The sequence below is a fragment of the Mesorhizobium sp. CA15 genome (assembly GCF_020165215.1).
In the GTDB taxonomy this organism is placed as follows: Bacteria; Pseudomonadota; Alphaproteobacteria; order Rhizobiales; family Rhizobiaceae; genus Mesorhizobium.
This window is the reverse complement of sequence record NZ_JAIUHQ010000013.1, coordinates 76,498-102,440: the sequence shown is the minus strand read 5'-3', so window position 1 is coordinate 102,440 and position 25,943 is coordinate 76,498. Positions and strand designations below refer to the sequence as shown.

Genomic DNA, 25,943 nt, shown 5'->3' with positions numbered 1-25,943 from the left:
ACAAACCATCCCGAGGAGAACACTATGACTGTCCATGACCGCATCATCGCCGAGCCGTTCTCGCTGCAGCGCCGCAACCCCAATGGCGGCACCAAGCCGCTGACCGCCTGGGGCTTCGCCAACGAAACTGATGTGCTGACCGACGTGCTGCTCGGCTCGCCGAACTTTCTGCGCCACCTGTCGACCAGCTCGCTGTCGCGCAAGCATCTGCGCGAGGCGCCTTGCAACATCCAGATCGCGCAGGCGCAGCACAAGGACCTTGTCGCGGCCTACGAGCATTTCGGCGTCAACATCCACTGGCACGAGCCGACGCCGGAATTGCCGATGCAGGTCTATTCGCGCGATTCCAGCGTCATGACTCCCTATGGCGCCTTCATCACCGCCATGGCCAATTGGTGGCGGCGCGGTGAGAATTATGCCGCCATCCGTACCTATGAAAAGCTCGGCATTCCGATCTACGACATGGTGACCGCCGGCACTTTCGAGGGCGGCGATTTCAACGTCATCGAGGAGGGCGTGGTGCTGATCGGCTGCGGCGGTGCCCGCACGCAGGAAGAAGGCGCGCGTCAGGTGCAGGCCTGGTTCGATAAGGAAGGTTGGGAGACGCGGCTCGCCTTCATCGACGAATATTACGTCCATATCGATCTGATGGTGGTGCCGATCGCCGAGAAGCTCACCGCCGTCTGCCTCGCCTGCACCGAGCCAGGCATTGTCGACTGGCTGAAGGGAAAGGGCCACGAGATCATCGACGTGCCCTTCCAGGACACGATGGCGCTCGGCTGCAACTTCATGTCGCTCGGCAAGGACAGGGTGATCGCGCCGACTTCCAGCCAGAGCCTCATCGGCCAGCTGAAGGCGCGCGGGTTTGAAGTCGCGGCCGTCGACATGAGCGAGATCTCCAAGACCGGCGGCGGCATCCACTGCATGGCGCAGGCGCTGAAGCGCGTGCCGGCATAATCGATTTCGAACCTCGGCAGTTGCCGGCGATGAAAGCTTATCCCCTGGCCGTCGGGCCAGGGTATTTCTCTTTGCAGGCTCGGCCTGTCAGGAGACTTCGCCATATCCGTTCCGATCATTCTGGCCCTGCGCTAGGCTCCGGCCAGCCGAAACAGGATTGCCGCAAAGATGATCGTTCAGGCCTGCATCAACGGCGCCCGAGCCGCCGACTTCCACCCGGCATTGCCGCTCGATCCCGAGGCGATGGCGCGCGACGCCGCAGCCTCGATCGCGGCGGGCGCGGCCGAGCTGCACGTGCACACGCGCGGCGCCGACGGTCGGGAGAGCCTGGCGCCGGAGGCGATGGACAGCACGGTCGCAGCACTCCGCCGCGCCTGTCCAGGCACGCTGATCGGCGTCTCCACCGGCGCCTGGATCGAGAAGGACGATTTGCGCACGCTGGTTGCCATTTCCGGCTGGCGCGAGCTGCCCGATTATGCCTCGGTCAATCTCAGCGAGACGGCGGCGCCCGTCGTCGTGGAAAGCCTGCGCCAGCGCGGCATCGCCATCGAAGCCGGGCTCGCTTCCATTGCCGACGCCGAGCGTCTCGTCGGTCTCGACCATGGCGGGCGGGTGCTGCGCGTGCTGGTCGAGATTTCCGAGCAGGCGCTGGATGAAGCCTTTGCCGTGGCAGATGGCATCGAGACTGTGCTGGAACGCGCCGGCATCCACCGCTCGATTCTGCTGCACGGCGAGAACGACACGGTTTGGCCGTTCGTGGAAAGGGCGGCCGCGCGGAAGGTGTCGACGCGGGTCGGGCTGGAGGACGGCAAGGAATTGCCGGATGGAAGCGTGGCGGACGGCAACGCCGCGCTGGTGGCTGCGGCGGTGGCGATTTACCGCGCTCGGTGATCTTGTTCCTCGCCTCCACGAAGTGGGGGAGAGGTGGCTCGGCGAAGCCGAGACGGAGAGGGGGAGCGCCCTACGAAGACCCCCTCTTCGTCCGCTTCGCGGACACCTCTCCCCCGCCTTTGGCGGGGCGAGGAAAGCGCTACTGCGTATCCGCGATGGCCCTCAACTCGGCGCGCTTCTCATCCGACACAACGGCAAGATCCAGCACCTTCTGCAGACCCGCCGCGTGGCGGAAGGTCGGCTCGGTCTGCGCGCCGCTCTTCACCGCCTCGACGAAGCGCTGGTAGTTGGTCGGGACGGTGCCGGCGTCGAGCTCTTCCCATTTGGCGTTCTCGACATTTTCGCCGACGCAGGCCTTGAGCATCGAGCCGTCGAGATTGTGCACCACCTCGATGCCGCCCTTGTCGCCATGGATGCGCAGGCGCAACTCGTTGATGTGGCCGGTGGCCCAGCGGCTGGCATGCACCACGCCGAAGGCGCCGTTGGCGAAGTCGAGCGTCATGGCGAAACTGTCGTTGGCGTCGAGCTGGTACTCGCCGATGCGGTTGCCCGGCGCCTTGTCGAAGGCGCGCAGCCTGCAGAAGACATGGTCGATATCGAGCGCCGCGCCATAGCTGGCGAAATCGAGGATGTGGATGCCGACATCGCCGAGCACGCCGTTTGAGCCGTGGCCGCGCGACAGCCGCCACAGCCATTTCGGATCGGTGCGCCAGTCGCCCCAGAATTTCGACACCAGCCAGCTCTGCAGGTAGGACGCCTCGACATGGCGCACCGTGCCGATCTCGCCGGCCTGCACCATCCGGCGCGCCTTCTGCAACGCGGCGACGTTGCGATAGGTGAGGTTGACCATGTTGACGATGCCGGCGGATTCTGCGGCATCGGCCATTTCGTTGGCTTTGCGGAAATTTTCCGCCAGCGGCTTCTCGCACAGTACCGGCTTGCCGGCGTCGACCAGCGCCATGGTGGTCGGATGATGGATGCGGTCGGGCGTGACATTGGCGACCGCGTCGAAATCGCCCCAGTCGAGCGCCGCCTCCAGCGAGGTGAAGCGCTTCGGGATCTTGTAGGCGTCGGCATATTCGCCGACGCGGGCCGCATCGACATCGACGGCGCCGACGATCTCGACGCCCTCGATCGCGCCGAAGCGGCGGGCATGTTCCTGCGCCATCCAGCCGGTACCGAGTATCAAAAGCCGCATTTTTTGTCCCTTTGAGCGATTTGGTTCGATTCAATAACGGGGGGGGGAAATGTGACCCGGGCGCTGTTTTGGCGCAATCCCAAACGAAGCGGAGAGGCGCTTTTTAGCGAAAACCGGCCTCGCCATGCGCATGCAGCCTGGGCCCGCGCTCCTCGATCGGCTCCAGCGCCTTTTCCACCGGCACGTTCGGCGCGTCGAGGATGGCGGGCTTCGCCCCTTGCGGGTTGTGCGCCCACTTCACCGCATTGCGCAGCACCTTCTGCACGGTGGCGTCGTGATAGGTCGGATAGGTTTCGTGTCCGGGGCGAAAGTAGAAGACATTGCCGGCGCCGCGCCGGTAGGTGAGGCCCGAGCGGAACACCTCGCCGCCCTGGAACCAGGAGATGAAGACGGTTTCCAGCGGCTCCGGCACGGCGAACTGCTCGCCATACATCTCCTCGTTCTCGAGCTCGAAGAACTCGCCGATGCCTTCGGCGATGGGATGGCTTGGGCTCGTCACCCAGAGCCGCTCGCGCTCGCCGGCCTCGCGCCACTTCAGCGTGCAGGGCGTGCCCATCAGCCGCTTGAAGATCTTCGAGAAATGGCCGGAATGCAGCACGATCAGCCCCATGCCTTCGAAGACCCTGCGCGCTACGCGTTCGACCACCTCGTCGGCCACCGCGCCATGGTCCTTGTGACCCCACCAGACGAGCACGTCGGTTTCGGCTAGGCGGGATTGGGGCAGGCCGTGCTCCGGCTGCTCCAGCGTCGCGGTCGAGGCGGAGATTGCCTTGTCGGCGGAGAGCGCCTTGGCGATGGTCGCGTGCATGCCTTCCGGATAGATCGAGGCCACCACCTCATTGGTCCGCTCGTGGATGTTCTCGCCCCAGACGACAGCGCGAATTGTCATGGATTGCCTCGTGAGTGATTGGGAGCCGCCCCGCGCCATAGATAGCGCCTTAGCCCGGTATTGGAAGCGGTTTTCGCAATGCGGTGAATGCCGGTGGAGTCATCATCCTGTGGTCTGCGCCGCCACGCTCCTTGCTTCGCGCTGGATGATGAGTTCGCGAGGCCGATTGGCAAGCTTCCCTTCCCGTGCGCAATATTGGCCATGGGCGAAGTGCTTGTAGGCGCAGCGATCTTTGCTTGTCTGGCCGGGGCCTCGCTGGTCAGCCTGATGGTGCACGAGCGTTTCCCTGCTCACCACCTTCAGGACGACACCAGCGCGGTGGTGCGGCTTGCCGCGAACCTGTTCGTGGTGATGTCGTCGCTTATGCTCGGCCTGATGATCAATTCAGCCAAGAACACATTCGAGGCCATCAACGGTAACGTCCACACCTTCGCCACCGATCTCATCCTGCTTGATCGAACGCTTCGACATTACGGACCGGAAGCAGACAGTGCCCGGCAATCGCTGACCGCATACGTCCAGCGCGTAGTCGACACCTCTGCCGCCGACAGCGACACGACCGTCGTCCCGAACAGGTTGGCGGAACTGCTGCTCAACCAGGTCGGCGACATTCTGGCGGGATTGACGCCGGCGGATGCCAGGCAGACCGCCGCACAACAGGCCGCGACACAGCAACTGCAGAAGCTGATCGAGCAGCGCTGGATACTGGCCGAACAGTCTGAGGGCGCCATACCCGCTCCACTGATCGTTCTGCTCGTCGCCTGGCTGACGCTGATCTTCGCCAGCTTCGGCTTCCGGGCGCCGCGCAACGGCACCATCGTCTTCACCTGCCTCGTTTCCGGGGCGCTGGTCGCCGCGGCGATCTATCTGATCGTCGACATGGACAGTCCGTTCTCAGGCCCGATCCAGGTCTCGCCAGCGCCCCTGCAACGGGCGCTGGCTGAACTGACGACGCAATGAGTTTACCGGCCGGGCTGGCCGAGCAATTCGACCAGCAGTCTCGCCGCTGCCTTGGCGCCGTCGGTGCGGATCATGCCGGCGATAGTGCTCGCGCGAGCGCCGGCCGCCAGCGCCGTCTCCAGCGCCGCCGACAGCGACTGCGCCGTCGGCACCGGACCGTCATGCGCGGCGCCGATGCCGAGCTCGGCCGCCCGTCTTGCCCAATAGGGCTGGTCTCCGATCTGCGGCACGATCACCTGCGGCGCTCCCGCCCGTGCGGCGGCGACGGTCGTGCCGGCGCCGCCGTGATGGATGACGGCGGCGACGCGGCCGAACAGCGCCTGCTGGTTGACCTCGCCGACGGCAAAGCAGTCGTCGCGATCGTCGACGGGGCCCAACTCTGCCCAGCCATGCGCGAGCACCGTACGGAGGCCCTTGGCGCGGATCGCCTCGATGGCGGCGGGGCCGGCTTCGCTCGCGACCGATATGGAACCGAAGCCGACATAGACCGGCCGCGGGCCGGCATCGAGGAAGGCTTTGAGCCCGTCGGGCAGGGGCCGCTCGTCCGGCAGGATGAAGGCGCCGGTCTGCACGACGTCGATCAGGTCCGAGCCCGGCCATGGTCCCAGCGTCGGGTCGCAGGCGAGCAGGACGGGATTGCCGTAGACATAGTCCCGGACATTTTCCACCGGGGGCAGTCCGAGCGATGCGCGATGGCCGTTGATCGCCTCGCCGAAGAGGGCGTCCTTGGTCCGGATGTCCAGCTCCCACAGCAGCCGGTTGTCGGTCACGCCGGCCGGCAGCGGATGGCCCGGATATTCATGCGGCCGGTTGTGCGGCGACGGCAGCCAGATAGGGCAGAACGTGCCCAACATGTAGCGCATGCCGCGTTGTTCCGCGACCAGCCGCGCGGCCGCGCAGGACGGGAAGAGGCCGAACGCCACCACTGCATCGCAGCCTTCGGCGGCCGCGCTCAGCGCCTCATATTGCCTGGCGACGATCTCGGCCGCCTGGCCGGAAATGAGCCGGGCCCGGTCCTCGGGCGAGGCCGATCGCGACCGGTTGACCATTTCCTTCGCCCATTCGCGCACCGGCGCGAAGGCCGGTGCCAGCGGCACGCCGGCGCGGGCCAGAAGGGCGGCAAACTCCTCGTCGCCCGGTGCGCTGACCCTGGCCTCGACGCCATGCGCCTGCAACGCTGCGCCCAACGCCGCCAAAGGCTCGACGTCGCCGCGCGAGCCGTAAGTCGATAACAAGATACGCATTCCATGCTCCGTGTCGTTTTTCGGAGCAGCGTTGATACGCCATGGCCGGGGGCTTGCCGCAAGCCCGGGCTGCGCCATATCTACCTTCTGGGAAGGGTCGTTGTTGCGTCCTCGGTTGAGGTCGCGATCGCAATTCGAAGCGGCGACGACATACCAGCATCCGCGCGCATCGGCGCGAAGCCTTTCGGATCGGCAAGTGGGGATCGGCCAGTGCCGGCGACAAGCTCGCCGGCCGGATAGGGTTTAACCCTGGCGGCCTTCCTGGGCGACCCGGGTGGGGGAGCTTGTGAGGCGCGGGACGACGACGAGACGCTTGATCTTGCCGTTTTTGTAGGCGGCAAGGAAGCGGTGATAGTCCTTGAAGACGACGCAGCCATTGGATTCCGCACGGCCGCCGCGCAGCATATAGGTGTGCGCAAGCAGGCCGTTGCGGCCATATTTGTTGTTGCCGCTGGTCGGCGTGAGCCTGATTGCCTCGACCCCGTGAAAGCGCGACTCGCGCATCGACAGATTGTAGGTGTCGGGCGGCGTCGGGCCGACATTCTTGCGGTTGACGAAGCGCGGCTGGTCGACCATCGAGCCCAGCCCTGAATGCGCTTCCAGCTTCGAGCCGTCGGGCATGTAAACGGTCCTCGCCGAAATATCGTAGACGGCAACGCCATTGCCCGTCGTGGGTCCATTGAAAAGGTTGCGGAACGCGCTGCCGAGTCCGCCGCGCTCCGGCGTGTCGGGCTTGGCATAGGCGAGCATCTCGGACGCCTGCGCCTTGCGCTTGCCTTGCTTGGAGTCGGTCACGAGCGGTTTCGAGTCTGTCACGCCCGGCAGGGCCTGGTCGCCGTTCCTCGGCGAGACCGCCGTCGGTGCGCCTTGCGCGGTATCGGCAGCGGCCGGCCGCGGCTTGGCCTTGGCAACCTGCGGCTTCGCGGCTTCGGGCTTCTGCGTCCTGGCGGCGTTTTCTTCGGGCGCTTCGGTGGCGCGTTCGAGCGTGGCGCGCGGCCGAAGGCCGGGCACTGCAATGGTGTCGGGCAGATCGTCCTGCGGCGGCAGCGAGGCGACCTGGTAGGCGCCATCCTTGCCGTTGTCCGGTTTGGCGGTGACATTGGGCGCGTCGGCGTTTTCGAGCGCGACGGCGGTCGGAAGGTCGGCCGTGTCCTCCGGCGCTATGTTGGCAAGCGCCAGCGCCAAGTCGGAAGCGCCGGCGATTTCGGCCGGCCGCGAACCGAAGCGGGCTTCCGCCGGGGCTCCCGGCAGCGCGCCGCCGAAGCGGCTCGCCGTAGGCAGGCTGGCCAGCAGGAACGGCGCCTTCTCGGCGCGGGCAAAGGCATCGGCAAGCTTTTGCGGCGAAAGCGCGGCGCGCTTTACAACGCCGTCGAAGCGGTCGACGGCCCCGGCGGCCGAAGCCACCACGACGTTTTCATGCGCGACGCTATCCGGCGCCGGCAGCTTGAGGCGCGCCGTCTTGCCGGCGTGGCCTTCTTTCTTCAATTTTTCAGGAGCTTGGCCGTCATGCCTGAAGCTTGTCGCGAGGCTGAAGCAGCCGGAGTCGCAGCCGCCGGTGAGCGAGCCTGCCTTGTAGCCGCCATTGACGGCAAGGTGCGGCGCCCAGGCGTTGGCGATCTGCCGGCGCTGGTCGCCAAGCGCGATGTTGCGGGGCGAAAGCAGGCCTTGCGGCAATCCGTTGGAAGCGGCGCTCAGCGAGGCGCTCACCGAATGGAGCCCCGCCAAGGTGGCGGCGGACCACAGCACGAGGGCGGCGCCGACAGCAGGCACCACGACCCAACGATGACCAGACTTTTGCGAAGTTACCCCCCCATGAGGAGCGTCACCCCGGTTCTTCAAACGCAAAAACGCCATACGACCACTCTCAATCGGCATGCCGGTTTGCGGACCTGGCACCCGTCACGATCACAGTTCGCTGGTGCCCCCTGCACCTTCACGCGTCTGTTGCCGATTGATTCAAAAGATGGACAAAGTTGGTTAACCAATCCCTCCACCAATCGCCGATTTGGCGACGGTCCATACGAAAAAAGAGCCCTCCATGATCTATGCCACGGTAAAAATGCTCTTCCTCACCCGCTTTGCTGCCCGTTTTTCCGGCCTCTGTCAAGAAAACGTGAAGGCTGGAACCGCAGCATCTCCAGCCGGCTAGAGGCCGATTGGGGTCAAAATGCGACGATCTGAAGAATTGCGGAACAAGCCAGTCGCAAAACCTTTGGACCAGGTTTTGGGGAGTGCCTGCGGCCGGCGCGGTCTCCTTATTGCGAGGATCGCCCTAAAAAGCCACCCGCTGACTGCGGGCGACCTGAACGCCAACCGACTCTCGCGGCCTTGCCGTTACCGTGGGGTTGGTTGCCGACCGAGCAGCGACAAAGCCGGGAACGTCAGCGCCGTTCGTCAGGGCTGTCGGCGACACCGACATGGTGCCGATAGACCATCTCCCAGCCCTTCCATCCGGTGAACAGAAGAATGAGGACCACGAGCAGGGACAGTATTAGACCGACCGGAATGACCGCAGCCGCGCCATGAACATAGCGCGAATACCAGTTGTAGAGCTCGATCAGGACGACAATCACATTGCCGCCGGCGTGAAGCCATGCATCCCGAAGATTGCGGACCTGGTCATCGCCCAGCACATCAGTCAGGCCGGCAACAGCGGCCAGGGCCGCCATGATCAGACCGGCCCCGAGAAGCCACAGGGAGCCTGTCACCCAACCGGGATTGCCCGTTCGCCAGAAGATCAGGTCGCAGACCAAGGTGGCGACGAAAAACGCGATGGGAAAGGGGATCAGCATCGGGTGGATCGGATGGCCGCCGATGCTTGCCGTGCTGCGCGGATAGTGGGTCATGGCGACGCCTCCAAGCTAGCTGGGCCGACTGACCCTGCCCAACGGAGCTGGCCAGCCGCGACAGAGAACATGAAACCCCGGCGGCGGTGGAATGTTCCATTGCGCGCCGGCCGCTCGCGGCGCCGCGCCGACGTCTTTGCGCCAATGAACCGCGAAGCTCGGCTGTTTGTCGGCAGAAGCTTTTCGGTGCTCGGTTCGGTCCCAATGTAGCCGACCGACGGTTCGGTCTTCATCAGCGAACGTCGATGACGACCATCAGACCGCCGCCGCCCTTCTCCTCGGCATTGTTATTCGTGGTGTGATGCGGGATGTGGCAGTGAATCAGCCACTTGCCCGGACGCCTCGCTGTCCAGACGACGTCATATCGCTGGCCCGGTCCGACATTGACCGTATCGGCAAGAAAACGTGCGGCGGCGGGAATCGTCTCGCCGTCGCGGGCGACCACTTCGAACGGGCCGCCATGGATGTGCATCGGGTGTATGAAGCCGTTGTTGGTGCCGATGAAGCGGACCTTTAGCGTCTCGCCGACCTTCATATGGATCGTATCGGTCGACGGATAGGCCTTGCCGTTGATGGTGAAGAAGTTCGGCATGCCGCCGTCCATCGGCATCGATGGATAGGTCAAGCCTTCCCGGACCAGCCATTCCTGCAGCTCGATGACGTAATCGTGGCCGGCGGCGACCTCGTCGGCGGGATTGGCGGGATCGATGATCAGCGCGCCATAGAGGCCGAGTGCCTGGGTGCGGTCGGGCTTGGCGTGCGGATGATAGAAGTATGTGCCGTGCTGGGTGGCGGTAAACTCGTAGGAATAGGTCTGCCCGGGCTCGATCGGCGCCTGGGTGATCTCGGCCGGCCCGTCCATCTGATTGGGCAGGATCAGGCCATGCCAGTGCACCGTTGTTTCCTCCGGCAAGGCGTTGGTGACGTTGATGCGCACCCGGTCGCCCTGACGGATATGGATGCGCGGGCCCGGAATCTGACCGTTATAGGCATAGGCGTCGACCGTCACGTCCGGCAGGATATGCCAGCGGATCACCGACGGCCTCAGCTCGAACACCTTCACGCCGTTTTCCATGCGGAACGGCAGGTCTTGGTCGCCCTTCGCAGCCAGACCGTAAGATGCGCTCACCAGCCGAGGATCGGCCGCCGCCATGTCGCGCATGGTATCGGCCGGTGTGTCGCGATCCATGATCATGCCCTGGGGCATGATCACTCCGCCGACGTCGCGGGCCGAGAGCCTGAGGTTCAGCCAGTTCGCAGGCGCCGCCATGCCGATCGCCAGGGCCAGAGCGGAAACCGTACCGAGCGCCGCGATTTGCGGTGTGGTCGCGTCAGAGCGCATGTGATGGCCGGCGGCGCGCTGTTCGCCCGCCGGTTCGTGGCCCTGCCGGGCATGGCCGTGCCCGCTCGCTTCGGCCGGTTGCGGGCGCTCGGTCATCAGCCCGTGCTTGAGGCCGCGCGCGACCAGCCAGACATTGGCGGGATAGGCCAGCGTGAAGCCGGCGATGACGCCCAGCGACATCACGCCCCAGAACAGAAGTTCGGTGGGCTCCATGGCGCGCATGTCGCGGCCCATCATCAGGAAGCTCATGACCGGCGCCATGCCGGCCATCATGAAGTTCATGGAGATGAACTCGGGCAGGAAGCTCTTCTTCACATTCTCCCAATAGCTGCCGCCCATCATCGATTTCATGAACAGCGATTGGAAGATGAACAGGCCGAAGGCGAAGCCGGCGAGATATTCGACGATGAGGTCGAGCCACATCGGCAGGCCGAGCGTGGCGGTGACGACCGCGGCAAGGATGATCCCGGTGGCGTCGCCGGCGACACAGTGAATGGTCGAGCCGATGCCCTGCTTCCAAAGAGGCTTTGTGAAGGCCTCATGCTCGCCGGGGCGCGGTTCCTTGTCGGCCAGCACATAAAGCAGCAGGCCGAGCGGGCCCATATAGAGCGTCACCAGGATGAAGCCCCATTTCATCACCACCGGCTCGGGATTGTTGCGGTATTGGTCGAACCCGACATAGAGCGTCGAAGCGGCCGCGAGCACGAACCAGGCAACGAGGAAATAATCGATCGGTTGGAGGAGCATGATGTGGCCTCTGCTCGATGAAACGGCTGGTTGCATCCCCGCGGATGAACGCGGCCGAGGCCACTACGATCCATCTTGCGGAATTTGCGGCTCAGCCTTCGATCGAGCTTGACCTTCCAGCGACTGGAACCCTTAGCGTCGGCGGCGAGGCCTGCGGCGGGCTCTCAATCGAGATCGAGGAGCGAAAAATGCATCGACGCGGTTTTCTGGCGGCAAGCCTGGCGACGGTTCTGGCGAGCCCGCGCGCGCTGGCGCAGATGAAGATGGACGACATGTCGAACATGCCCGGTATGGACCATGCCGGCCATGACATGGGCGCGATGGGTCAAGGCCCCGTGGCGCTGCCCCAGAACCAGCCCTTGCGCGAATTGCCGCTGCTGGCGAATGAAGCAGCCGGGCCCGGCCTGCTCAAGGCGAGGCTGACAGCAGAGTCGGCCACGGCGCGCTTTGCCGCCGACCGGGACACGCCGATTCTTGCTTATAACGGGATCAGCCCAGGACCGCTGATCGAGACCCAGGAGGGCGACCGCGTCGAGATCACCTTCTCGAACCGGATCGAGGGCGAGCCAAGCACCATCCACTGGCATGGCATGCCGGTGCCGGCGGACCAAGATGGCAATCCGATGGACCCGGTGGCGGCGGGCGCCGACCGTGTCTACGCCTTCGAACTGCCCGAAGGCTCGGCCGGCTCCTACTGGTATCATCCGCATCCGCATGGTCGGACGGCCGAGCAGGTTTATCGCGGCCTTGCCGGTGCGTTCCTCGTCAAGGCCAAGGCCAAGGCCGATCCGATCCCGGCCGCCTATGGAGACACCACGCTCTTCCTAACCGACCTTCGCCTCGCCGCCGACGGTTCAATGCCCGAAAACACCATGACCGACATGATGAATGGCCGCGTCGGCGATCACGTGCTGGTCAACGGCCAGAAGAACCCGCGGCTCGCCGTGGCAATGGGCACGAAACGGCGCTTGCGGCTCTACAATGCCACCAATGCGCGCTTCCTGAGGCTTGCTTTCGTCAACGCGGCAATGACGCTGATCGGCAGCGACGGCGGCCTGATTGAGGCGCCGGTGGCGGCCGACGAGATCCTGCTCAGCCCGGCCGAGCGCGTCGAGCTGGTCGTCGCTTTCGACAAGCCGGGGACAGCAATCCTCACCACGCTCGACTACGACCGCGGCTGGATGGGGCCGGGCCGGCCGGAGGACAAGGGGCTCGCCCTGCTGACGGCCGACGTCTCGGACACGCAGGCCGAGCCGATGCCGCCGCTGCCCGAGCGGCTGCGGCCGATCGCGCGATTTGGCCAGCCGACGGTTAGCCGCCGTCTCGTCTTCACCGAGATCATGGCGATGAAGCCCACCGGTATGGAGATGGGTTTTCTGATCAACGGCATGGCGTTCGACATGGGGCGTGTCGATATCGTCGCCAGGGCCGGCGACACCGAGCTCTGGGAGATCGTCAACCAGGCCGACATGGACCATCCTTTCCATCTCCACGGCACACAGTTCCAGCTCATCGAGCGCGAGCGCGACGGCAAAGTCTCGAAGCCGCCCTATCTGGCGTGGAAGGACACGGTCAACGTGGCGCGCGGGGAGACGGTGCGGCTCGTCACGCGCCAGGAGCGGCCAGGGACGCGCATGTATCACTGCCACATCCTCGAGCATGAGCAGCTGGGTATGATGGGCGTCGTCGACGTGCAGGCATGAGGTCTGGCATCGTTTGCGCGGCCGCGGTGCTGGCCCTCGCCGTGTTGCCGGTAGCCGCACCGTCGCTGGCTCGGGACCCGGACAACGCGATCGTTACGACGCGCCAGGCCGCGATGAAGGAGATGGCCGCCGCAGCCAAGGCGATTGCCGAGATGTTCGACGGCAAGCGCGCCTATGAGCGGGCGGCCTTCAAGGCAGCGGCGGGCACACTCAGCGCCCGCACCGGCGGTGCTCTGATTGCAGGATTCCCGCGGGGCACAGTTGGCGCGCCGTCGGCCGCCAAACGGGAGATCGACCAGGCCCGGCCGGAGTTCGAGGCGCTCGCCCGCCATATCGGCCGGCTTGCCGATGCGCTCGCCGCCAAGGCCGGGAACGCGCCCGCCGAGATTACTGCCGACATGCGAATGACGGGACCGCCCGCAGATGGCGGCAGCCTGCTTGGCAAGCGCCCGGGCGTCGCCGAGGCCGATCCCGCAAAAATGCCGGCGGAGCATCTCCTGCACCTCATTCTGCAGGACTGCACGACCTGCCATTCGAAGTTCCGGCGGAAAATCGAATGAGGCCGGATGCGTTCAGTTGCAGGACCTGTGGGCGAGGCGAAGAGGGGTTCGATGGCAGTCGGCTTGCCCCAAAAGAAGTCATCCTCGCCGCACGCGGGGCGAGCTCTTGCGGCACAGAGCAGTCAGCCCGACCCCACTGGCCTCGCAGCCGGGCGAAATCGTCGAGGATTGCTAGGCGCTCGCCCTAGCTTGGTCGGGCCTTGGTGCTCGCCAGTCATTCACTTGCTGCCTTGCTGTACTGCCCCGGGCACGATCAGAGCGCCCTGGTCAGGTCCCGAAAATTTGAAGCCGATAAAAAATAGGACGATGATGAGAACGCAGATTGCCAGCACCGTGACGAGGGTCCTTCTCGGGTTTTCGGCTGGCGGTCTGTCTTCCATAGCAATTCGCCTTGGACTCTAAACTCGGCGACAATGCCGGGGTTCCCAACGCCGCGCCGACCAACGGACTGGCCGAACCACGTCAGGACGCTGCTTTTAGCGGAATGTTCCTAACCAACACGGTGCGGGCCTGCGCTTCCGAATTCCCAGCATCATACTTGCGTCTGTGCTAATATATAACGATTACGCACTTTCGTGCGTAGCCAACATATTGGGAGGATGCGATGAAAACCATGAATCGCAGGTCTGCAATTGCTCTCAGCATGACGGCCGCCGCGGTCACGCCCTTGTTCACCCTGATGGCATCCGCAAAGACCAAGAAATACGGTCCGAAGGATGGCAAGGAGATAGCGCCCGGCATCAGAGTGGTTGAGGTCGGCACCGGCAATTCCGACATTCCCGCCTACAAGAGCATTTCAATTGTCGACGTGGTCTTCCAGCCCGGAGCGCACGCGCCCGCAATGGTGATGGACAACGACATGGTATGCACGATTACGTCGGGCGCTTTCACGATCAAGAAAAAGGACAAGGAATTCAAGCTCAAGGAAGGCGACATGTACACCTGTTCCAAGGGCAAGACCGACGAGGCGACGAATACAAGCAAGGAGGTGGGCGTGCATCGCATCGCAGTCTTGATACCTGCCTAGCAGGACGGCATCCGGCCGGACGATCGGTTGCCACGCCAGTCCAGCCGAGGCTTGGGAAAATTCGCGCGGAAGACGATGCGCGAGGCGCGCCTTAACCGAACCAGGGACCAACCTCGTCTTGCCGCTGAGTTGTGCGCCCAAGGTCAGTGCTTGCGAGACATTGCGGAGCGCCGCCTCCATCAAGGCGGCGCCGGCGGGGCCAAGGGCCAGCCGGTCGATGACCGCGGCGACATGGACGCATTGTGAACAATCCCCTCCAGGCCGCCGTAGCGTCTGCCGGCGGCTTGGCGCCGCCTCGCGATACTGAGAGAGGCGGCTCCGAGTCCGCCAGGGGCATCACAAAAATGACGCGCTCTCACCGCTATATGCTAGGCTGGATGCGCTAAAGCAGGGTTCATCATTATGGATGCCAGCGAATTGCAGGCCATAGGCGATACGCTGATGCGCGTCGTCACCCCCGATATGAAACCGAAAGACCTGCTCAAGGCGGTGCGAAAACTGCACCCGGACGCCAAGAAGAGGGATATTGCCCGCGCGGCCTTCCACGCCATTATCGCCAACGCCGACCATGATCCCGGCAAGTCGCGCAACCTTCAGGCCTTCGCGCTTGCCGAGCGTACCCAGCAATCGGAATAAATTGCCGCGAATTGTAGTTTTGGGCTTGCCGGAAATTTAATAAGCAATCTCTAATTTAATGGCTCAGCCGGCAGCTGGAGCCCAATTCAAGGAAAAGTGTGTCACGGTTTTCCGTCCGGAATTACCCTAGCCCCAACCGGTAATGAGCCCATGACCAAGAACCTCGGCAATGCCAAACCCAGCGCTCCTGCCAAGGAGATGAACCCCTCGCTGTTCGGCAAGGCCGCGCCGGCATTGTTTCCGCTGCTCGTCGCGGCGCTTGGCTATCTCATCGGCCGGCATTTCTTCGGCTTTTGACGCGGCGGCGTTCGGCACACTATTCCAGTCGGTCCAAGCGCAATTGTCGTCTCGACCATCCTCCTTGCAGCTTTGGTCCTAGGGCCTAGGTCGTTCTTGTCCTTGGCCGGGCCCAAGCGCATGCTGGTGGCAGCCGGCGGCCTCGCAAACTCCGGTCAGGCCCGGCCGCCGAACCCAGTATCACCCCCCCAAAGGCTGCCGGGCCGCCGCCTGCGGCGAATTCTTCCGCGCTCGCCCACGGCCAACTGCCGCACTGCCTAAATCTACAGTACCGCTCGGACACCTTCGAATTCCGTTACTGCATCGTCTCGCAGACCGAACGCCATGTCGAAGTCGAACTCGGCTGCACCTAGGCGCAAGGGCATGCCTTCGCCCGCCATGCTCGCTTTTATTCGTGAAACGTCGCAAATATGTCGAATAACGGCGGGTGCTCTTGCACTAAAGAATAATAAGCCACGCTTTTCGGCAATTCCAGGCGCGCTAGATTGTATTGTGGACAGGAGATAGGCAGTTCTTCGAATGAAGAGCAGGAGCTGTATATGGTAACAAGCGAGCCAGACAGTGTCCGCGTAAAAACCGTTAATGGCCAATGGATCGTGCGCGTCGTCGACGGCGGCAGGCTGAAGCAGCAAGTGTTCGACATTCACGCGCAGGCCGAGATCTTCGCCGAGGAGGAGCGGCTGCGACTGGGGCTGCCGGGCGAGCCGCCTGCCGAAGAGCCGGTCGGACCGCTCCCACACGGGCGGGCTCGTTGACGGGCGAGGGGTAGCCGGACCACGCCAATCGCTGAGGTCGGAACAGACCTATCCCTGGTGCTCGGCTCTGAGCCTCTCTTTCATCCGTTCAAGCGCCGGCGGACCGCCGGCCGCCAGATCGTTGGCGACCCGGGCCAACTTATCGTCGGCCTTGCGGTATTTGCTGCCCCAGGCGCCGAGCGTTGCCAGAACCGGCAAAAGGTCGATGCCGGCCTCGGTCAGCCGGTAGATCGCCTTCAGACCGTGGCTCGGGTCGTCGCTGCGGGTGAGGATGCCTTCGTCGACCAGCGTCTGCAGCCGCTCGGCCAGCGTGCGCGACGAGATACCTTCGTCGGATTGCAGGAACTCGCGAAAGTGCCTTTTCCCGGCGAAGGCCAGGTCGCGAATGATGAGCAGCGTCCAGCGGTCGCCGAGCAGTTCGAGCGAGAGGCTGATCGGGCAGCCGGATCGTTCCTTGGTCGACATCAGTATGGTTCCATTTTTAAATCACTTTACTATTGACACCGTTCTTGCCTTGCGTCAAATGGTTCCAGAAGTAAATCATTTGATCAGAGGAGATCGATGTGAGCCGGCAAGTCAAGCGTACGATGGTGGTCGTCGGCGCAACGAGCGAAGTGGGCGCCGAGGTCTCGGCCAGACTGACCGGCGCAGGGCACAAGGTGCGCGGCATCGCCCGTAGCCTCGGCGTCGCACTCGACGATCAGGCGGCGCTCGACGCCGCCTTCTCGGGTGCCGACAGCGCTTACGTGATGATCCCCTTCGATGTCACCGCGCCCGATCTGCATCGTTTTGAGGACGAGGTCGGCGCACGGCTGGCATCTTCCATCGCCAAGGCGGGCCTGCGCCGGATCGTGCTGCTCAGCGGCCTCAATGCCCATCTCAGAATGGGTACGTCGCTTGGCGCCGCGCTGATGGAAGAGCGACTTGCCGCACTGGGCCTTGAGGAACTCGTCTATCTGCGCGCCTCCTTCTTCATGGCGAATTTCATCAAGGGCATGGGCTTCGTCGAGCAGGCGGCGTCCGGCGTCTTCGCCTCGCCCTTCCGCGGCGACCTGCCTATGCCGCTGATTGCCGCCAAGGACGTTGGCGAACGCGCCGCCGCTCTATTGAATGCCGAACACTTTCCGATCCAGCGCGTTGTCGAATTGCACGGCGGCGGCTCCTATACGCTCGAACAGGCTACCGCGATCCTGGGCAGGGCGATCGGCAAGGAGGTCGCCTACCATGAAGCGCCGTTCGCCGATGCGCGGGCCGGTATGGTCGCCAATGGCATATCGGCGAGTTTTGCCGATGCGCTGGGCGAGACGGCGGCAAGCTTCAACAGAGGCGAGCGCTGGGCGCTGGAAGCACCCTCAGCCGAAAATGCCGCCCCGACCAGCTTCGAAGCCTGGGCGCAGGCTTTCGCCCGCTCGCCCGCCGCGGCGCGAGTCGTCACAGGCAGCAATTCCTGACCAGGGAGACCGGACATGAGAAAGCTCATCCTGCAGATGCAGATATCGGTCGACGGTTTTGTCGGCGCCGACGAGGTCCGTCGCTGGCAACTCTGGGAGTGGGGCGACGACAGCGCCTGGGACGAGGAGCTTAAACGGGACTTCAACGCCGTTTTCACGACCATCGATACCATCCTGTTGAGCCGCAAGATGGCTGAGGAAGGCTATCTGACCCATTGGGGCAACGCGGCGAGGAAATATCCGAAGGACCGCTTCTTTGCCTTCGCCCAGCGCATCGTCGAGGCCGAAAAGGTGGTGGCGAGCGATAAGCTCGGGGCCTCGCGCTGGGAACGAACGCGCGTCGTAAGCGGCGACTTGCCGCGTGAGGTCAACGCGCTGAAGCAAGGCGAGGGCGGCGACATCGCCGTGTTCGGCGGCGCCGGCTTCGCCTCGGCGCTGATCGCCGCCGGCCTTGTCGACGAGTTCCAGCTCTTCATCAATCCGGCCGTTCTGGGCAGTGGCCGCCGCATCTTCGACAAGGGCGGCTTTGGCAGGCTGAGGCTCCTCGGCTCCAAGCCCTATGCCTGCGGCATGGTGGTGAGCCGCTATGCGCCGGCGAGGTGAGAAGGCAATCGATGGGAGATCGCTCTGCCTGAATCAATCTGGCAGCGCGGCTTCCTAACTACCTGTCTGGCTATGCCTTTCCCGGATGGCTTGGCAACCGCCCCCGCTGACCAGCCGCAGCTGCACGCCTGGCGTGATGGACCGCTGCCAAGCGGCGCGGCCGTTGCCCACGGCGGCAAACCAGCGGGCTTCGCACGATGTCAGGCCGATAAGCACCCGGCCGGCATATTCGGCCGGCGCGCCATTGGCCGCATCGAACACCGTCCAGCTGCTGCCAGGCGGCTCCTGCACCGGGACGAACCTCATCGGAGACTCCATCTGTGAAGAGATGGGCAATATAGCAGGCGCGACTTGGCGTTCCTATGACGTGGTTCACATTGGCACACATTTACGGTGGATAGCACCGCTGCGGCTGCAAGCCACCAATCTCCTTGGCGGCTTGCCCTACTGCCCCGCCTGGTCGGCGTCGGTCAGCGTGCCGAGGAAGGCGACGATGTCGTCGATCTCGGCATCGGTCAGCGCCGGCTTGTCGCCGGGCTTTTTGCCATTGAAGGGCGGGTCCGTGTTGAGGTTTCCCCAGTAAGCCTTTGGCAGATCGTCGAATTTGTCGACCGTGCCGTCGGTCTTCTTCGGATACCAGCGCCCGGGATCCGTATCGCGGCTGGCGTAGAAGGCGACCGCGTCGCGCAGCGTGTGGAAATAGCCGTTGTGGAAGAAGCTTTTCCGCAAGGCAACGTTGCGCAGCGTCGGCGTCTTGAACAGGCCGCAATATTCGGCGCGGTCCTTGAGATCGGTGCGCAGCGGACCGCACAGGCCGAGGTCGACATAATTGGGCTCGGCATTGGCGGGGATCGCCGGGTTGCGCGGCACGGCAATCGCGATCAGGCCGTAATCGGTGAATTGCGGCGGCTCGCCGTCATTGGCCGGTTCGCTGAGATGACAGCTCGCGCAATTGCCCTTCGCTGCGTCCTCGAACAGCACGCGGCCGCGCAATTCCTGCGCGGAAAGTTGCGCCTTGCCGGCGAGGAAGGCGTCGTAGCGGCTGGAATAGGGATAGAAATCGGCGCTGCTCTGCTCGAAGGTGCCCAGCGCTTCCACAGCGGCGTCGAAGGCGTCTTGCTGATCGTCGAAGACATCGGGGCCGAAGGCTGCCTTGAAGGCGCCGGCATAAGGCGCGTTGCGCAGGCTGGCGACCACCTGGGCCGCGTCCTTGTTGCCCATCTCGAAGGACGACAGCAGCGGGATTCTTGCCTGGTCCTTGCCGTGGTCGGCGCGGCCGTCCCAGGTCAGCCCCCCTGTCGGGCCATTGTCGACGCTTTCGTCGCCTTCGTCCTCGGAGTCGTAGAAATGCTCGGTGAAGGCGGGCGCCGCCTGCAGGTAGCGCAGCGACGGCACGGCGCGAACGCCTGGCTGGTCAAGATTGGCTCCGCCCATTTCGACCGGCGCCGCCGAGGCCGGCCCGAAAGCGTGGTTGGGATCATGGCAGGACGAGCAGGCCTGCTTGCCTGAGGCCGAGAGCGACGGATCAAAGAACATCTGTCGCCCCAGCGCCGTCAGCGCCTCGGCGCGGGCGAAGGCTTCCTGCCGCGTCATCGGGCCGGGATGGACACCGGATGGCTCCTCGGTGTTGGCGGGCGTGGTGGAGGCGACGATCGTGGCCGCTGCAATGGCGATCGCGTGATTTTTCCGATGTCCCATCGTCTTCGGCGATATCCCTGATTTCTCCGCCCGGTTCCTTTGGCGGCGTAAGGATCGAGTGCAACGGATTGATGACCGGTCTTCCCGCTCACGAAACCGTGTTCGGCCGGGGCCGAACTGTCACAAAGGTGACAAGGCGTCGAAGTAGCTGGGCATTGATGCAGTGTTGCGTTCCTGCATTGCCGTCCTCCAGCCATTCCCAAGCCACGAGGCATTTTCCATGATCCGGTCCTTTCTCTCCCTTTGCCTCGCCTCCACGGCGCTGGCATCGTTCTCTGCTGCTGCCCAAGCGGCGCCTGCCGGTTACGACAAGATCGACACCGTCGTCGTCATCTACGCCGAGAACCGCAGCTTCGATAACCTTTATGGCGGCTTCCCCGGCGCGAACGGCCTGGCCAACGTTTCGCCCGACCAGGCGCGCCAGCTCGACCGCGACGGCAAGCCGCTTTCCGAACTGCCGCCGGCCTGGGGCGGACTGACCGGCAAGGGCGTCACGCCGGCGGTGACGGAGGCGCAGAGCGCGCATCTGCCCAATGCAACATTCGCCATCGACGATCCCAAGGGCTTCAACGAGAATACCGGCGTCATCACCCATGATCTGTGGCATCGTTTCTATCAGGAGCAGATGCAGATCGACGGCGGCCGGAACGACAAGTTCGTCGCCTGGGCCGATTCCGGCGCGCTGGTGATGGGCCATTATGACGGCTCGATCCTGCCGATGTGGGCGATCGCCAAAAAATACGTGCTGGCGGACAATTTCTTCCAGGGCGCCTTCGGCGGCTCCTTCCTCAACCATTTCATGCTGGCCTGCGCCTGCGTGCCTTACTATCCAAATGCCGACACCAGCCCGGTGAAGGCCCAGATTGCCGTCGTCGAGCCGGATGGCGTGACGCTGAAACCGGCCGACAATTCGCCGCCCTCGGCGCTGGGCGGCGTGCCGAAATTCGCCAATGACGGCGCCATCACGCCCGACTTCTACGCCGTCAACACCATGCAGCCGCCTTACCAGCCAAGCGCCAACAAGCCGGCCGAGGGTGGCGACAAGGCGCTGGCCGATCCGGCGCAGCCGACCACGCTGCCGCCGCAGCACGAGATCACGATCGGCGATCTGCTGTCGCTCAAGGGCATTTCCTGGGCGTGGTATTCGGGCGCCTGGCAGGCGGCGCTCGACGGCAAGAACGCGACGCCCGTGCCGAACTTCCAGTTCCACCACCAGCCCTTCAACTATTTCGCGGCTTATGCGCCGGGCACGGCCGCGCGGGCCGAGCACCTCAAAGACGGCGGGCTCGGCGGCACTGAGTTCATCAAGGCGATCGATGACGGCAAGCTGCCGGCGGTCTCTTTCTACAAGCCGCAGGGCAACCTCAACGAGCATGCCGGCTATGCCGACGTGACCTCCGGCGACCAGCACCTGGCCGACCTCGTCGCGCATCTGGAGAAGAGCCCGCAATGGGCGCATATGCTGGTGGTCGTCACCTATGACGAGAATGGCGGCTTCTGGGATCATGTCGCGCCGCCCAAGGCCGATCGCTGGGGCCCGGGCAACCGCATCCCGGCCTTCATCATCTCGCCCTATGCGAAGATGGGGATGGTCGATCACACGCAGTATGACACGACCTCGATCCTGCGTTTCATCACCGCCCGCTACGACCTGCCTGTGCTGCCCGGCATCGTCGCCCGCGACAAGGCGCTGCGCAACAACGACCAGCCGCCGATGGGCGATCTGACGGCGGCGCTCGACCTAACGAAGTAGCCTCTCAGAACCCGGGTTCCTCGCCCCCGCCAGAGCCGGGGGAGAGGTGTCCGCAAAGTGGACGGCGAGGGGGCTTCGCAGGGCGCTCCCCCTCTCCGTCTCGGCTTCGCCGAGCCACCTCTCCCCCATTTCATGGAGGCGAGGAAACGCCAATCGCCCAAGGCCTGCCTCGGCGATTGCCTCAGTGAATTCCCGTCCGCTATCAATGGCCTCCAAACTGGAGGCGACACGATGGCAGACTTGAAAATCAGGACCCGCAACGTCGGCGCGCTTGCCGTCCTGCCGCCGGGCGGCCTGCCAGCGGTCACCACCCCGACCGGTGGCACCGTCGATGTGGTCACGCAGGTCAGCGCGCCCGGCTTCAGCCCGCTCGACCTGCTCCATGCTTCTTTAGCCGCCTGCATGGTGCTCAGCGCCCGCATCGCCGCCACCCGCCTCGGCGTCGCCGACCGGCTCGGCGAGGTGAGGGCGGATGTCAGCGGCGAGAAGGCGAAGGACGAGCCCTCGCGGGTCGAGGCATTCATCGTCAAACTGGAGATCACCGGCGACCTTGATACCGCAATGAAAGAACGGATCCTGGCGGACGCGGAAAACATCTGCACCGTCTCCAACACGCTGCGCGGCGCGCCCGCGCTTCGTTCCACGCTGGGGTGAGCGCAATGGCGTATCTTTCGTCGATCGACTACGCGACCGCCTCGGACGACATCCGCGCCGAGCACGACCGCGAGCTCGCGCTGCGCGGCCGCATGACCAACATGAAGCGCATCCTGCTCCACTCGCCGGCCGCCCACCGCATCTACGCCGAATGGTTCACGCTGCGCGACCTTCTCAAGCCCACACTCGACGACCGCGCCATCTGGCTGTTGTCGAAAGCGGTCGCCGAAACGATGCGCGCCGAGATTCCCGTGACGTTCTTTCGCCGCGCATTGATCGAGAACGGGCTCGACCCCGAAGCGATCGAACCGACCGCCGACGAGACGCTGCTGATCTCCTTCGGCATGGCAATCGCCGCCGATGCCAATGCCGTCCCGGCAGAAACCTGGGCCGCACTCAAGGCGCGCTACGACGAGACGCTGCTCGTCAACCTCACCGCCTTCGCCGGCATCATGGTGGCGACCTGCGTATTCACCAATGCGGTGAAGGTGGATCTCGATCCGGAGCTGGAGATGTATCGGAGGCAGTGAGGCGCGACTTCTCCTTCTCCCCCTGTGGGAGAAGGTGGATCGGCGCGTTAGCGCCGAGACGGATGAGGGGTGTTCCAGCTTGGCGATAAGATTGAAATCGCCGCCGCCTCATTCCTTCCAGCACCCCTCATCCGACCTCGCTGCGCCAGGCCACCTTCTCCCACAAGGGGAGAAGGGAAAGCCGGCGCCCACCCCCGCAGGAATCGGGTGGCCGATGCTCATCCTTCGCCCCACTTTGACACCAAGCGAAGGAGCCAACCCATGACCATCCATTCCCTCAACACCAAACGCGCCAGCCGCTCCGCCGAATCCCGCGTCGCAGCACAAGATTGGCGCGCGCTGGTCTCTGAACTCAACGCCCATGGCTGTGCCGTCATGCCCGGCATGCTGTCGGCGGAAGAATGCGCCGATATCGCCGCGCTCTACCCGCATGAAGAGCATTTCCGCAGCCATGTCGTGATGGCGCGCCACGGCTTCGGCAAGGGCGAATATCGGTATTTCAAGTATCCGCTTTCGGACCTGATCGAGGGCCTTCGCACCGCGCTCTACCCGCGCCTCGCCCCCGTTGCCAATGACTGGAACGAGAAGATGGGCGTTGCCCAGCGCTATCCGGCCGAGCACGCCGCCTTCCTGAAACGCTGCCACGACGAGGGGCAGGTAAAGCCGACGCCGCTTCTGCTGCAATACGGCCCCGGCGATTTCAACTGCCTGCACCAGGATCTCTACGGCGAGCTTGCCTTTCCGTTGCAGGTGGCGATCTTGCTGTCCGAGCCCGGCGAGGATTTCACCGGCGGCGAATTCGTGCTCACCGAGCAGCGCCCGCGCATGCAAAGCCGCGCCGAGGTGGTGCCGCTCAAGCGCGGCGATGCGGTAATCTTCGCCGTGCACAACCGGCCGGTGGAGGGCACGCGAGGTTACTATCGCGTCAACCTGCGCCACGGCGTTAGCCGCTTGCGCTCGGGCAGGCGACATACGCTCGGCATCATCTTCCATGACGCGAGGTGACACTCCCCGAGGCGGCTTTTTTTCTACGCTCCCGGCCGCCGATAACGGATCGATTTCGCCCTGCCCAGCGCGTCCATCGTCTCCTCGACGCTGAGGAGGACGGTGGTCTCGCAGGAGCTGAGCGCCCCTCCGGCACCGATGGCGAGCACGACGGACGCCATCGAAACATTGTCCGGCGCCTCCCACAGGTTCCAGCCGTCGTGCTCGCCGAACGCGTACCAGAACCCGTGCAGCTTTCCGCCCACCGATTCTATGTATGAGCTGGCTGCCTTGCGGCGATCCTCGGGGTTTTCGATCATTCGCGCCCATGTCTCGGGCGTGTAGCTGAAGCGCGTCAGGTACATGGCCATGGTTGACCTCCCTTGCCAGAGCCCATCAAGTGGTTGGCTCCAGCACTAAGCGCTCGATCTGTCGGCGACGCGAATCAATTTTACCTCGGCTGGGTTCTGCCTCGAAGGGAGTAGGCCGAGCGCGGCATGCGGCGCTTCTGCCTCTTCCCCTCGTGCCCGCATTCGCGTAATGCCCCGGGCAAATCCCCGCCACGTCAGCGCAGTTTCCCGGACCGTCCCATGATCCGTCTCGAAAATATCGGCAAGCAGAACGGCCGACAGATCGTCTTCATCGAAGCTTCCGCCGCCTTGCAGAAGGGCGAGAAGATCGGGCTTGTCGGCCCGAACGGCGCCGGCAAGACGACCCTGTTCCGCATGATCATTGGCCAGGAGCAGCCCGATGAAGGCCAGGTCTCGGTCGATCGCGGCGTCACCATCGGCTATTTCAGCCAGGATGTCGGCGACATGGGCGGCTTGAGCGCCGTCGCCGAGGTCATGGAGGGCGCCGGACCGGTCAGCGCGGTCGCTGCCGAGATGCGCGAGCTTGAGCATGCCATGGGCGATCCCGACCGCGCCGACGACATGGATCAGATCATCGAGCGCTACGGCGAATTGCAGCACCGCTTCGAGGAGCTTGACGGCTATGCGCTCGACGGTCGGGCGCGCGAGGTGCTGGACGGCCTCGGCTTCAGCCAGGAGATGATGGACGGCGACGTCTCAAAACTCTCCGGCGGCTGGAAGATGCGCGTGGCACTCGCCCGCATCCTGTTGATGCGGCCCGACGTCATGCTGCTCGACGAGCCGTCGAACCATCTCGACCTCGAAAGCCTGATCTGGCTGGAGAAATTCCTCAAGGATTATGACGGCGCGCTGCTGATGACCTCGCACGACCGCGAGTTCATGAACCGCATCGTCACCAAGATCATCGAGATCGACGCCGGCGCGCTGACCTCCTATTCCGGCAATTACGAATTCTACCAGGAGCAGCGCGCGCTGGCCGACAAGCAACTGCAGGCGCAGTTCGAGCGCCAGCAGGCGATGCTGGCCAAGGAGATTGCCTTCATCGAGCGTTTCAAGGCGCGTGCTTCCCATGCGGCCCAGGTGCAGAGCCGGGTGAAGAAGCTCGACAAGATCGACCGTGTCGAACCGCCGAAGCGCCGCCAGACGGTGACTTTCGAATTCCAGCCGGCGCCGCGCTGCGGCGAGGACGTGGCGACGCTGAAGGGCATCCACAAGGCCTATGGCAGCCGCAATATCTATTCGGGCCTCGACTTCCAGATCCGCCGCCGCGAGCGCTGGTGTGTGATGGGCGTCAACGGCGCCGGCAAGTCGACGCTTCTGAAGCTGGTCGCCGGCGCCTCCGAGCCGGACGAAGGCTCCGTCGCGCGCGGCCCGAGCGTCAAGATGGGCTATTTCGCCCAGCACGCCATGGAGCTGCTCGATGGCGAGCGCACCGTTTTCCAGACGCTGGAGGACTCGTTTCCGCAGGCCGGCCAGGCGCCGCTCAGGGCTTTGGCCGGCTGCTTCGGTTTTTCCGGCGACGAGATCGAAAAGAAGTGCCGCGTGCTTTCCGGAGGCGAGAAGGCCCGGCTGGTGATGGCGCTGATGCTGTTCGATCCGCCAAACCTGCTGGTGCTCGACGAGCCGACCAACCACCTCGACATAACCACCAAGCAGATGCTGATCGAGGCGCTATCGCAATATGAAGGCACGATGCTGTTCGTCTCGCACGACCGCCATTTCCTGGCGGCGCTGTCGAACCGCGTGCTCGAGCTGACGCCCGACGGCGTCCACATCTACGGCGGCGGCTACACCGAATATGTCGCCCGCACCGGCCAGGAAGCGCCGGGGCTGAGGGGGTAGGGCAA

General features: G+C 64.4%; 26 protein-coding genes. 16 read left to right on the top strand and 10 right to left on the bottom strand.

All coding sequences use genetic code 11. The features are described from left to right. Window positions 1–24 precede the first annotated feature (24 nt). Together LB515_RS20280 and LB515_RS20275 are read left to right on the top strand one after the other, a co-directional pair. On the top strand, window positions 25–957 hold the full coding sequence (locus tag LB515_RS20280) for a dimethylarginine dimethylaminohydrolase family protein (protein ID WP_224524846.1): 933 nt from the start codon (window positions 25–27) through the stop codon (window positions 955–957). Window positions 958–1,125: 168 nt separating this feature from the next. Beyond that, on the top strand, window positions 1,126–1,848 hold the full coding sequence (locus LB515_RS20275; RefSeq protein ID WP_224708760.1) for a 3-keto-5-aminohexanoate cleavage protein: 723 nt from the start codon (window positions 1,126–1,128) through the stop codon (window positions 1,846–1,848). Between the two features lie 139 nt (window positions 1,849–1,987). On the opposite strand, the gene LB515_RS20270 is transcribed toward LB515_RS20275, so the two are convergent. Both LB515_RS20270 and LB515_RS20265 read right to left on the bottom strand, forming a co-directional pair. Beyond that, a complete protein-coding gene (locus tag LB515_RS20270; protein WP_224524842.1) occupies window positions 1,988–3,046 on the bottom strand; it encodes a Gfo/Idh/MocA family protein in 1,059 nt (352 codons plus the stop codon). A gap of 103 nt (window positions 3,047–3,149) precedes the next feature. After that, a complete protein-coding gene (locus LB515_RS20265; RefSeq protein WP_224708759.1) occupies window positions 3,150–3,935 on the bottom strand; it encodes a ThuA domain-containing protein in 786 nt (261 codons plus the stop codon). Between the two features lie 201 nt (window positions 3,936–4,136). On the opposite strand from LB515_RS20265, the gene LB515_RS20260 reads away from it, so the two are divergent. Further along, window positions 4,137–4,895, top strand: a complete 759-nt coding sequence (locus LB515_RS20260) for a DUF4239 domain-containing protein (protein ID WP_224708758.1) — start codon at window positions 4,137–4,139, stop codon at window positions 4,893–4,895. Window positions 4,896–4,897: 2 nt separating this feature from the next. Here the strand turns inward: LB515_RS20260 and LB515_RS20255 are convergent, their stop codons facing one another. The 4 genes from LB515_RS20255 to LB515_RS20240 all read right to left on the bottom strand — a co-directional run bounded on the left by LB515_RS20255 (window position 4,898) and on the right by LB515_RS20240 (window position 11,074). After that, complete coding sequence (locus LB515_RS20255) at window positions 4,898–6,139, bottom strand: glycosyltransferase (RefSeq protein ID WP_224708757.1); 1,242 nt, start codon at window positions 6,137–6,139, stop codon at window positions 4,898–4,900. 243 nt (window positions 6,140–6,382) lie between these two features. Next, window positions 6,383–7,909, bottom strand: a complete 1,527-nt coding sequence (locus tag LB515_RS20250) for a tlde1 domain-containing protein (RefSeq protein WP_224708756.1) — start codon at window positions 7,907–7,909, stop codon at window positions 6,383–6,385. 611 nt (window positions 7,910–8,520) lie between these two features. After that, window positions 8,521–8,985 (bottom strand): DUF2231 domain-containing protein, encoded by a 465-nt coding sequence (locus LB515_RS20245; RefSeq protein WP_224708755.1) that lies wholly within the window; start codon window positions 8,983–8,985, stop codon window positions 8,521–8,523. A gap of 232 nt (window positions 8,986–9,217) precedes the next feature. Beyond that, window positions 9,218–11,074 carry a DUF4396 domain-containing protein gene (locus tag LB515_RS20240; RefSeq protein WP_224708754.1) on the bottom strand — a complete coding sequence of 619 codons (1,857 nt, stop codon included), beginning with the start codon at window positions 11,072–11,074 and terminating at the stop codon, window positions 9,218–9,220. A gap of 188 nt (window positions 11,075–11,262) precedes the next feature. Between LB515_RS20240 and LB515_RS20235 the strand changes: the two genes are divergently transcribed. The 6 genes from LB515_RS20235 (at window position 11,263) to LB515_RS20210 (ending at window position 16,052) form a co-directional block, all read left to right on the top strand. Then, a complete protein-coding gene (locus LB515_RS20235) occupies window positions 11,263–12,777 on the top strand; it encodes a multicopper oxidase family protein (RefSeq protein ID WP_224708753.1) in 1,515 nt (504 codons plus the stop codon). After that, on the top strand, window positions 12,774–13,337 hold the full coding sequence (locus tag LB515_RS20230) for a cytochrome c (RefSeq protein ID WP_095767119.1): 564 nt from the start codon (window positions 12,774–12,776) through the stop codon (window positions 13,335–13,337). Before LB515_RS20235 ends, LB515_RS20230 begins: the two co-directional genes overlap by 4 nt. A 604-nt stretch (window positions 13,338–13,941) precedes the next feature. Next, entirely contained in the window at window positions 13,942–14,364 is a 423-nt protein-coding gene (locus LB515_RS20225) for a hypothetical protein (protein ID WP_095767120.1), read from the top strand. A 402-nt stretch (window positions 14,365–14,766) separates the two neighbouring features. Next, window positions 14,767–15,000 carry a hypothetical protein gene (locus LB515_RS20220; protein ID WP_224708752.1) on the top strand — a complete coding sequence of 78 codons (234 nt, stop codon included), beginning with the start codon at window positions 14,767–14,769 and terminating at the stop codon, window positions 14,998–15,000. A 150-nt stretch (window positions 15,001–15,150) separates the two neighbouring features. After that, entirely contained in the window at window positions 15,151–15,297 is a 147-nt protein-coding gene (locus tag LB515_RS20215; protein ID WP_095767122.1) for a hypothetical protein, read from the top strand. 539 nt (window positions 15,298–15,836) lie between these two features. After that, window positions 15,837–16,052 carry a hypothetical protein gene (locus tag LB515_RS20210; RefSeq protein ID WP_141245335.1) on the top strand — a complete coding sequence of 72 codons (216 nt, stop codon included), beginning with the start codon at window positions 15,837–15,839 and terminating at the stop codon, window positions 16,050–16,052. Between the two features lie 48 nt (window positions 16,053–16,100). Here LB515_RS20210 and LB515_RS20205 read toward each other — a convergent pair whose 3' ends face one another. Beyond that, complete coding sequence (locus LB515_RS20205; protein WP_095767125.1) at window positions 16,101–16,517, bottom strand: winged helix-turn-helix transcriptional regulator; 417 nt, start codon at window positions 16,515–16,517, stop codon at window positions 16,101–16,103. Between the two features lie 98 nt (window positions 16,518–16,615). On the opposite strand from LB515_RS20205, the gene LB515_RS20200 reads away from it, so the two are divergent. Together LB515_RS20200 and LB515_RS20195 are read left to right on the top strand one after the other, a co-directional pair. After that, complete coding sequence (locus LB515_RS20200) at window positions 16,616–17,503, top strand: NmrA family NAD(P)-binding protein (protein WP_224708751.1); 888 nt, start codon at window positions 16,616–16,618, stop codon at window positions 17,501–17,503. A gap of 15 nt (window positions 17,504–17,518) precedes the next feature. Then, entirely contained in the window at window positions 17,519–18,106 is a 588-nt protein-coding gene (locus LB515_RS20195; RefSeq protein ID WP_224708750.1) for a dihydrofolate reductase family protein, read from the top strand. A 54-nt stretch (window positions 18,107–18,160) separates the two neighbouring features. On the opposite strand, the gene LB515_RS20190 is transcribed toward LB515_RS20195, so the two are convergent. Both LB515_RS20190 and LB515_RS20185 read right to left on the bottom strand, forming a co-directional pair. Then, the gene (locus tag LB515_RS20190) at window positions 18,161–18,412 is read right to left on the bottom strand and encodes a hypothetical protein (protein WP_224708749.1); all 252 of its coding nucleotides are present in this window, start codon (window positions 18,410–18,412) and stop codon (window positions 18,161–18,163) included. A 138-nt stretch (window positions 18,413–18,550) separates the two neighbouring features. Next, a complete protein-coding gene (locus LB515_RS20185) occupies window positions 18,551–19,804 on the bottom strand; it encodes a cytochrome-c peroxidase (protein ID WP_224708748.1) in 1,254 nt (417 codons plus the stop codon). 220 nt (window positions 19,805–20,024) lie between these two features. Between LB515_RS20185 and LB515_RS20180 the strand changes: the two genes are divergently transcribed. The 4 genes from LB515_RS20180 to LB515_RS20165 all read left to right on the top strand — a co-directional run bounded on the left by LB515_RS20180 (window position 20,025) and on the right by LB515_RS20165 (window position 23,746). After that, window positions 20,025–21,557, top strand: a complete 1,533-nt coding sequence (locus LB515_RS20180) for an acid phosphatase (protein ID WP_224708747.1) — start codon at window positions 20,025–20,027, stop codon at window positions 21,555–21,557. 231 nt (window positions 21,558–21,788) lie between these two features. Beyond that, on the top strand, window positions 21,789–22,211 hold the full coding sequence (locus LB515_RS20175) for an OsmC family protein (protein ID WP_224708746.1): 423 nt from the start codon (window positions 21,789–21,791) through the stop codon (window positions 22,209–22,211). Window positions 22,212–22,216: 5 nt separating this feature from the next. Further along, window positions 22,217–22,741, top strand: a complete 525-nt coding sequence (locus tag LB515_RS20170; RefSeq protein ID WP_224708745.1) for a hypothetical protein — start codon at window positions 22,217–22,219, stop codon at window positions 22,739–22,741. Window positions 22,742–23,002: 261 nt separating this feature from the next. Continuing rightward, window positions 23,003–23,746 carry a 2OG-Fe(II) oxygenase gene (locus tag LB515_RS20165; RefSeq protein ID WP_224708744.1) on the top strand — a complete coding sequence of 248 codons (744 nt, stop codon included), beginning with the start codon at window positions 23,003–23,005 and terminating at the stop codon, window positions 23,744–23,746. A gap of 23 nt (window positions 23,747–23,769) precedes the next feature. On the opposite strand, the gene LB515_RS20160 is transcribed toward LB515_RS20165, so the two are convergent. Beyond that, complete coding sequence (locus tag LB515_RS20160; protein WP_176477003.1) at window positions 23,770–24,096, bottom strand: GYD domain-containing protein; 327 nt, start codon at window positions 24,094–24,096, stop codon at window positions 23,770–23,772. A 219-nt stretch (window positions 24,097–24,315) separates the two neighbouring features. On the opposite strand from LB515_RS20160, the gene LB515_RS20155 reads away from it, so the two are divergent. After that, window positions 24,316–25,938: an ABC-F family ATP-binding cassette domain-containing protein gene (locus tag LB515_RS20155; RefSeq protein ID WP_224708743.1), complete on the top strand. Its 1,623-nt coding sequence runs from the start codon at window positions 24,316–24,318 to the stop codon at window positions 25,936–25,938. Window positions 25,939–25,943: the final 5 nt, after the last annotated feature.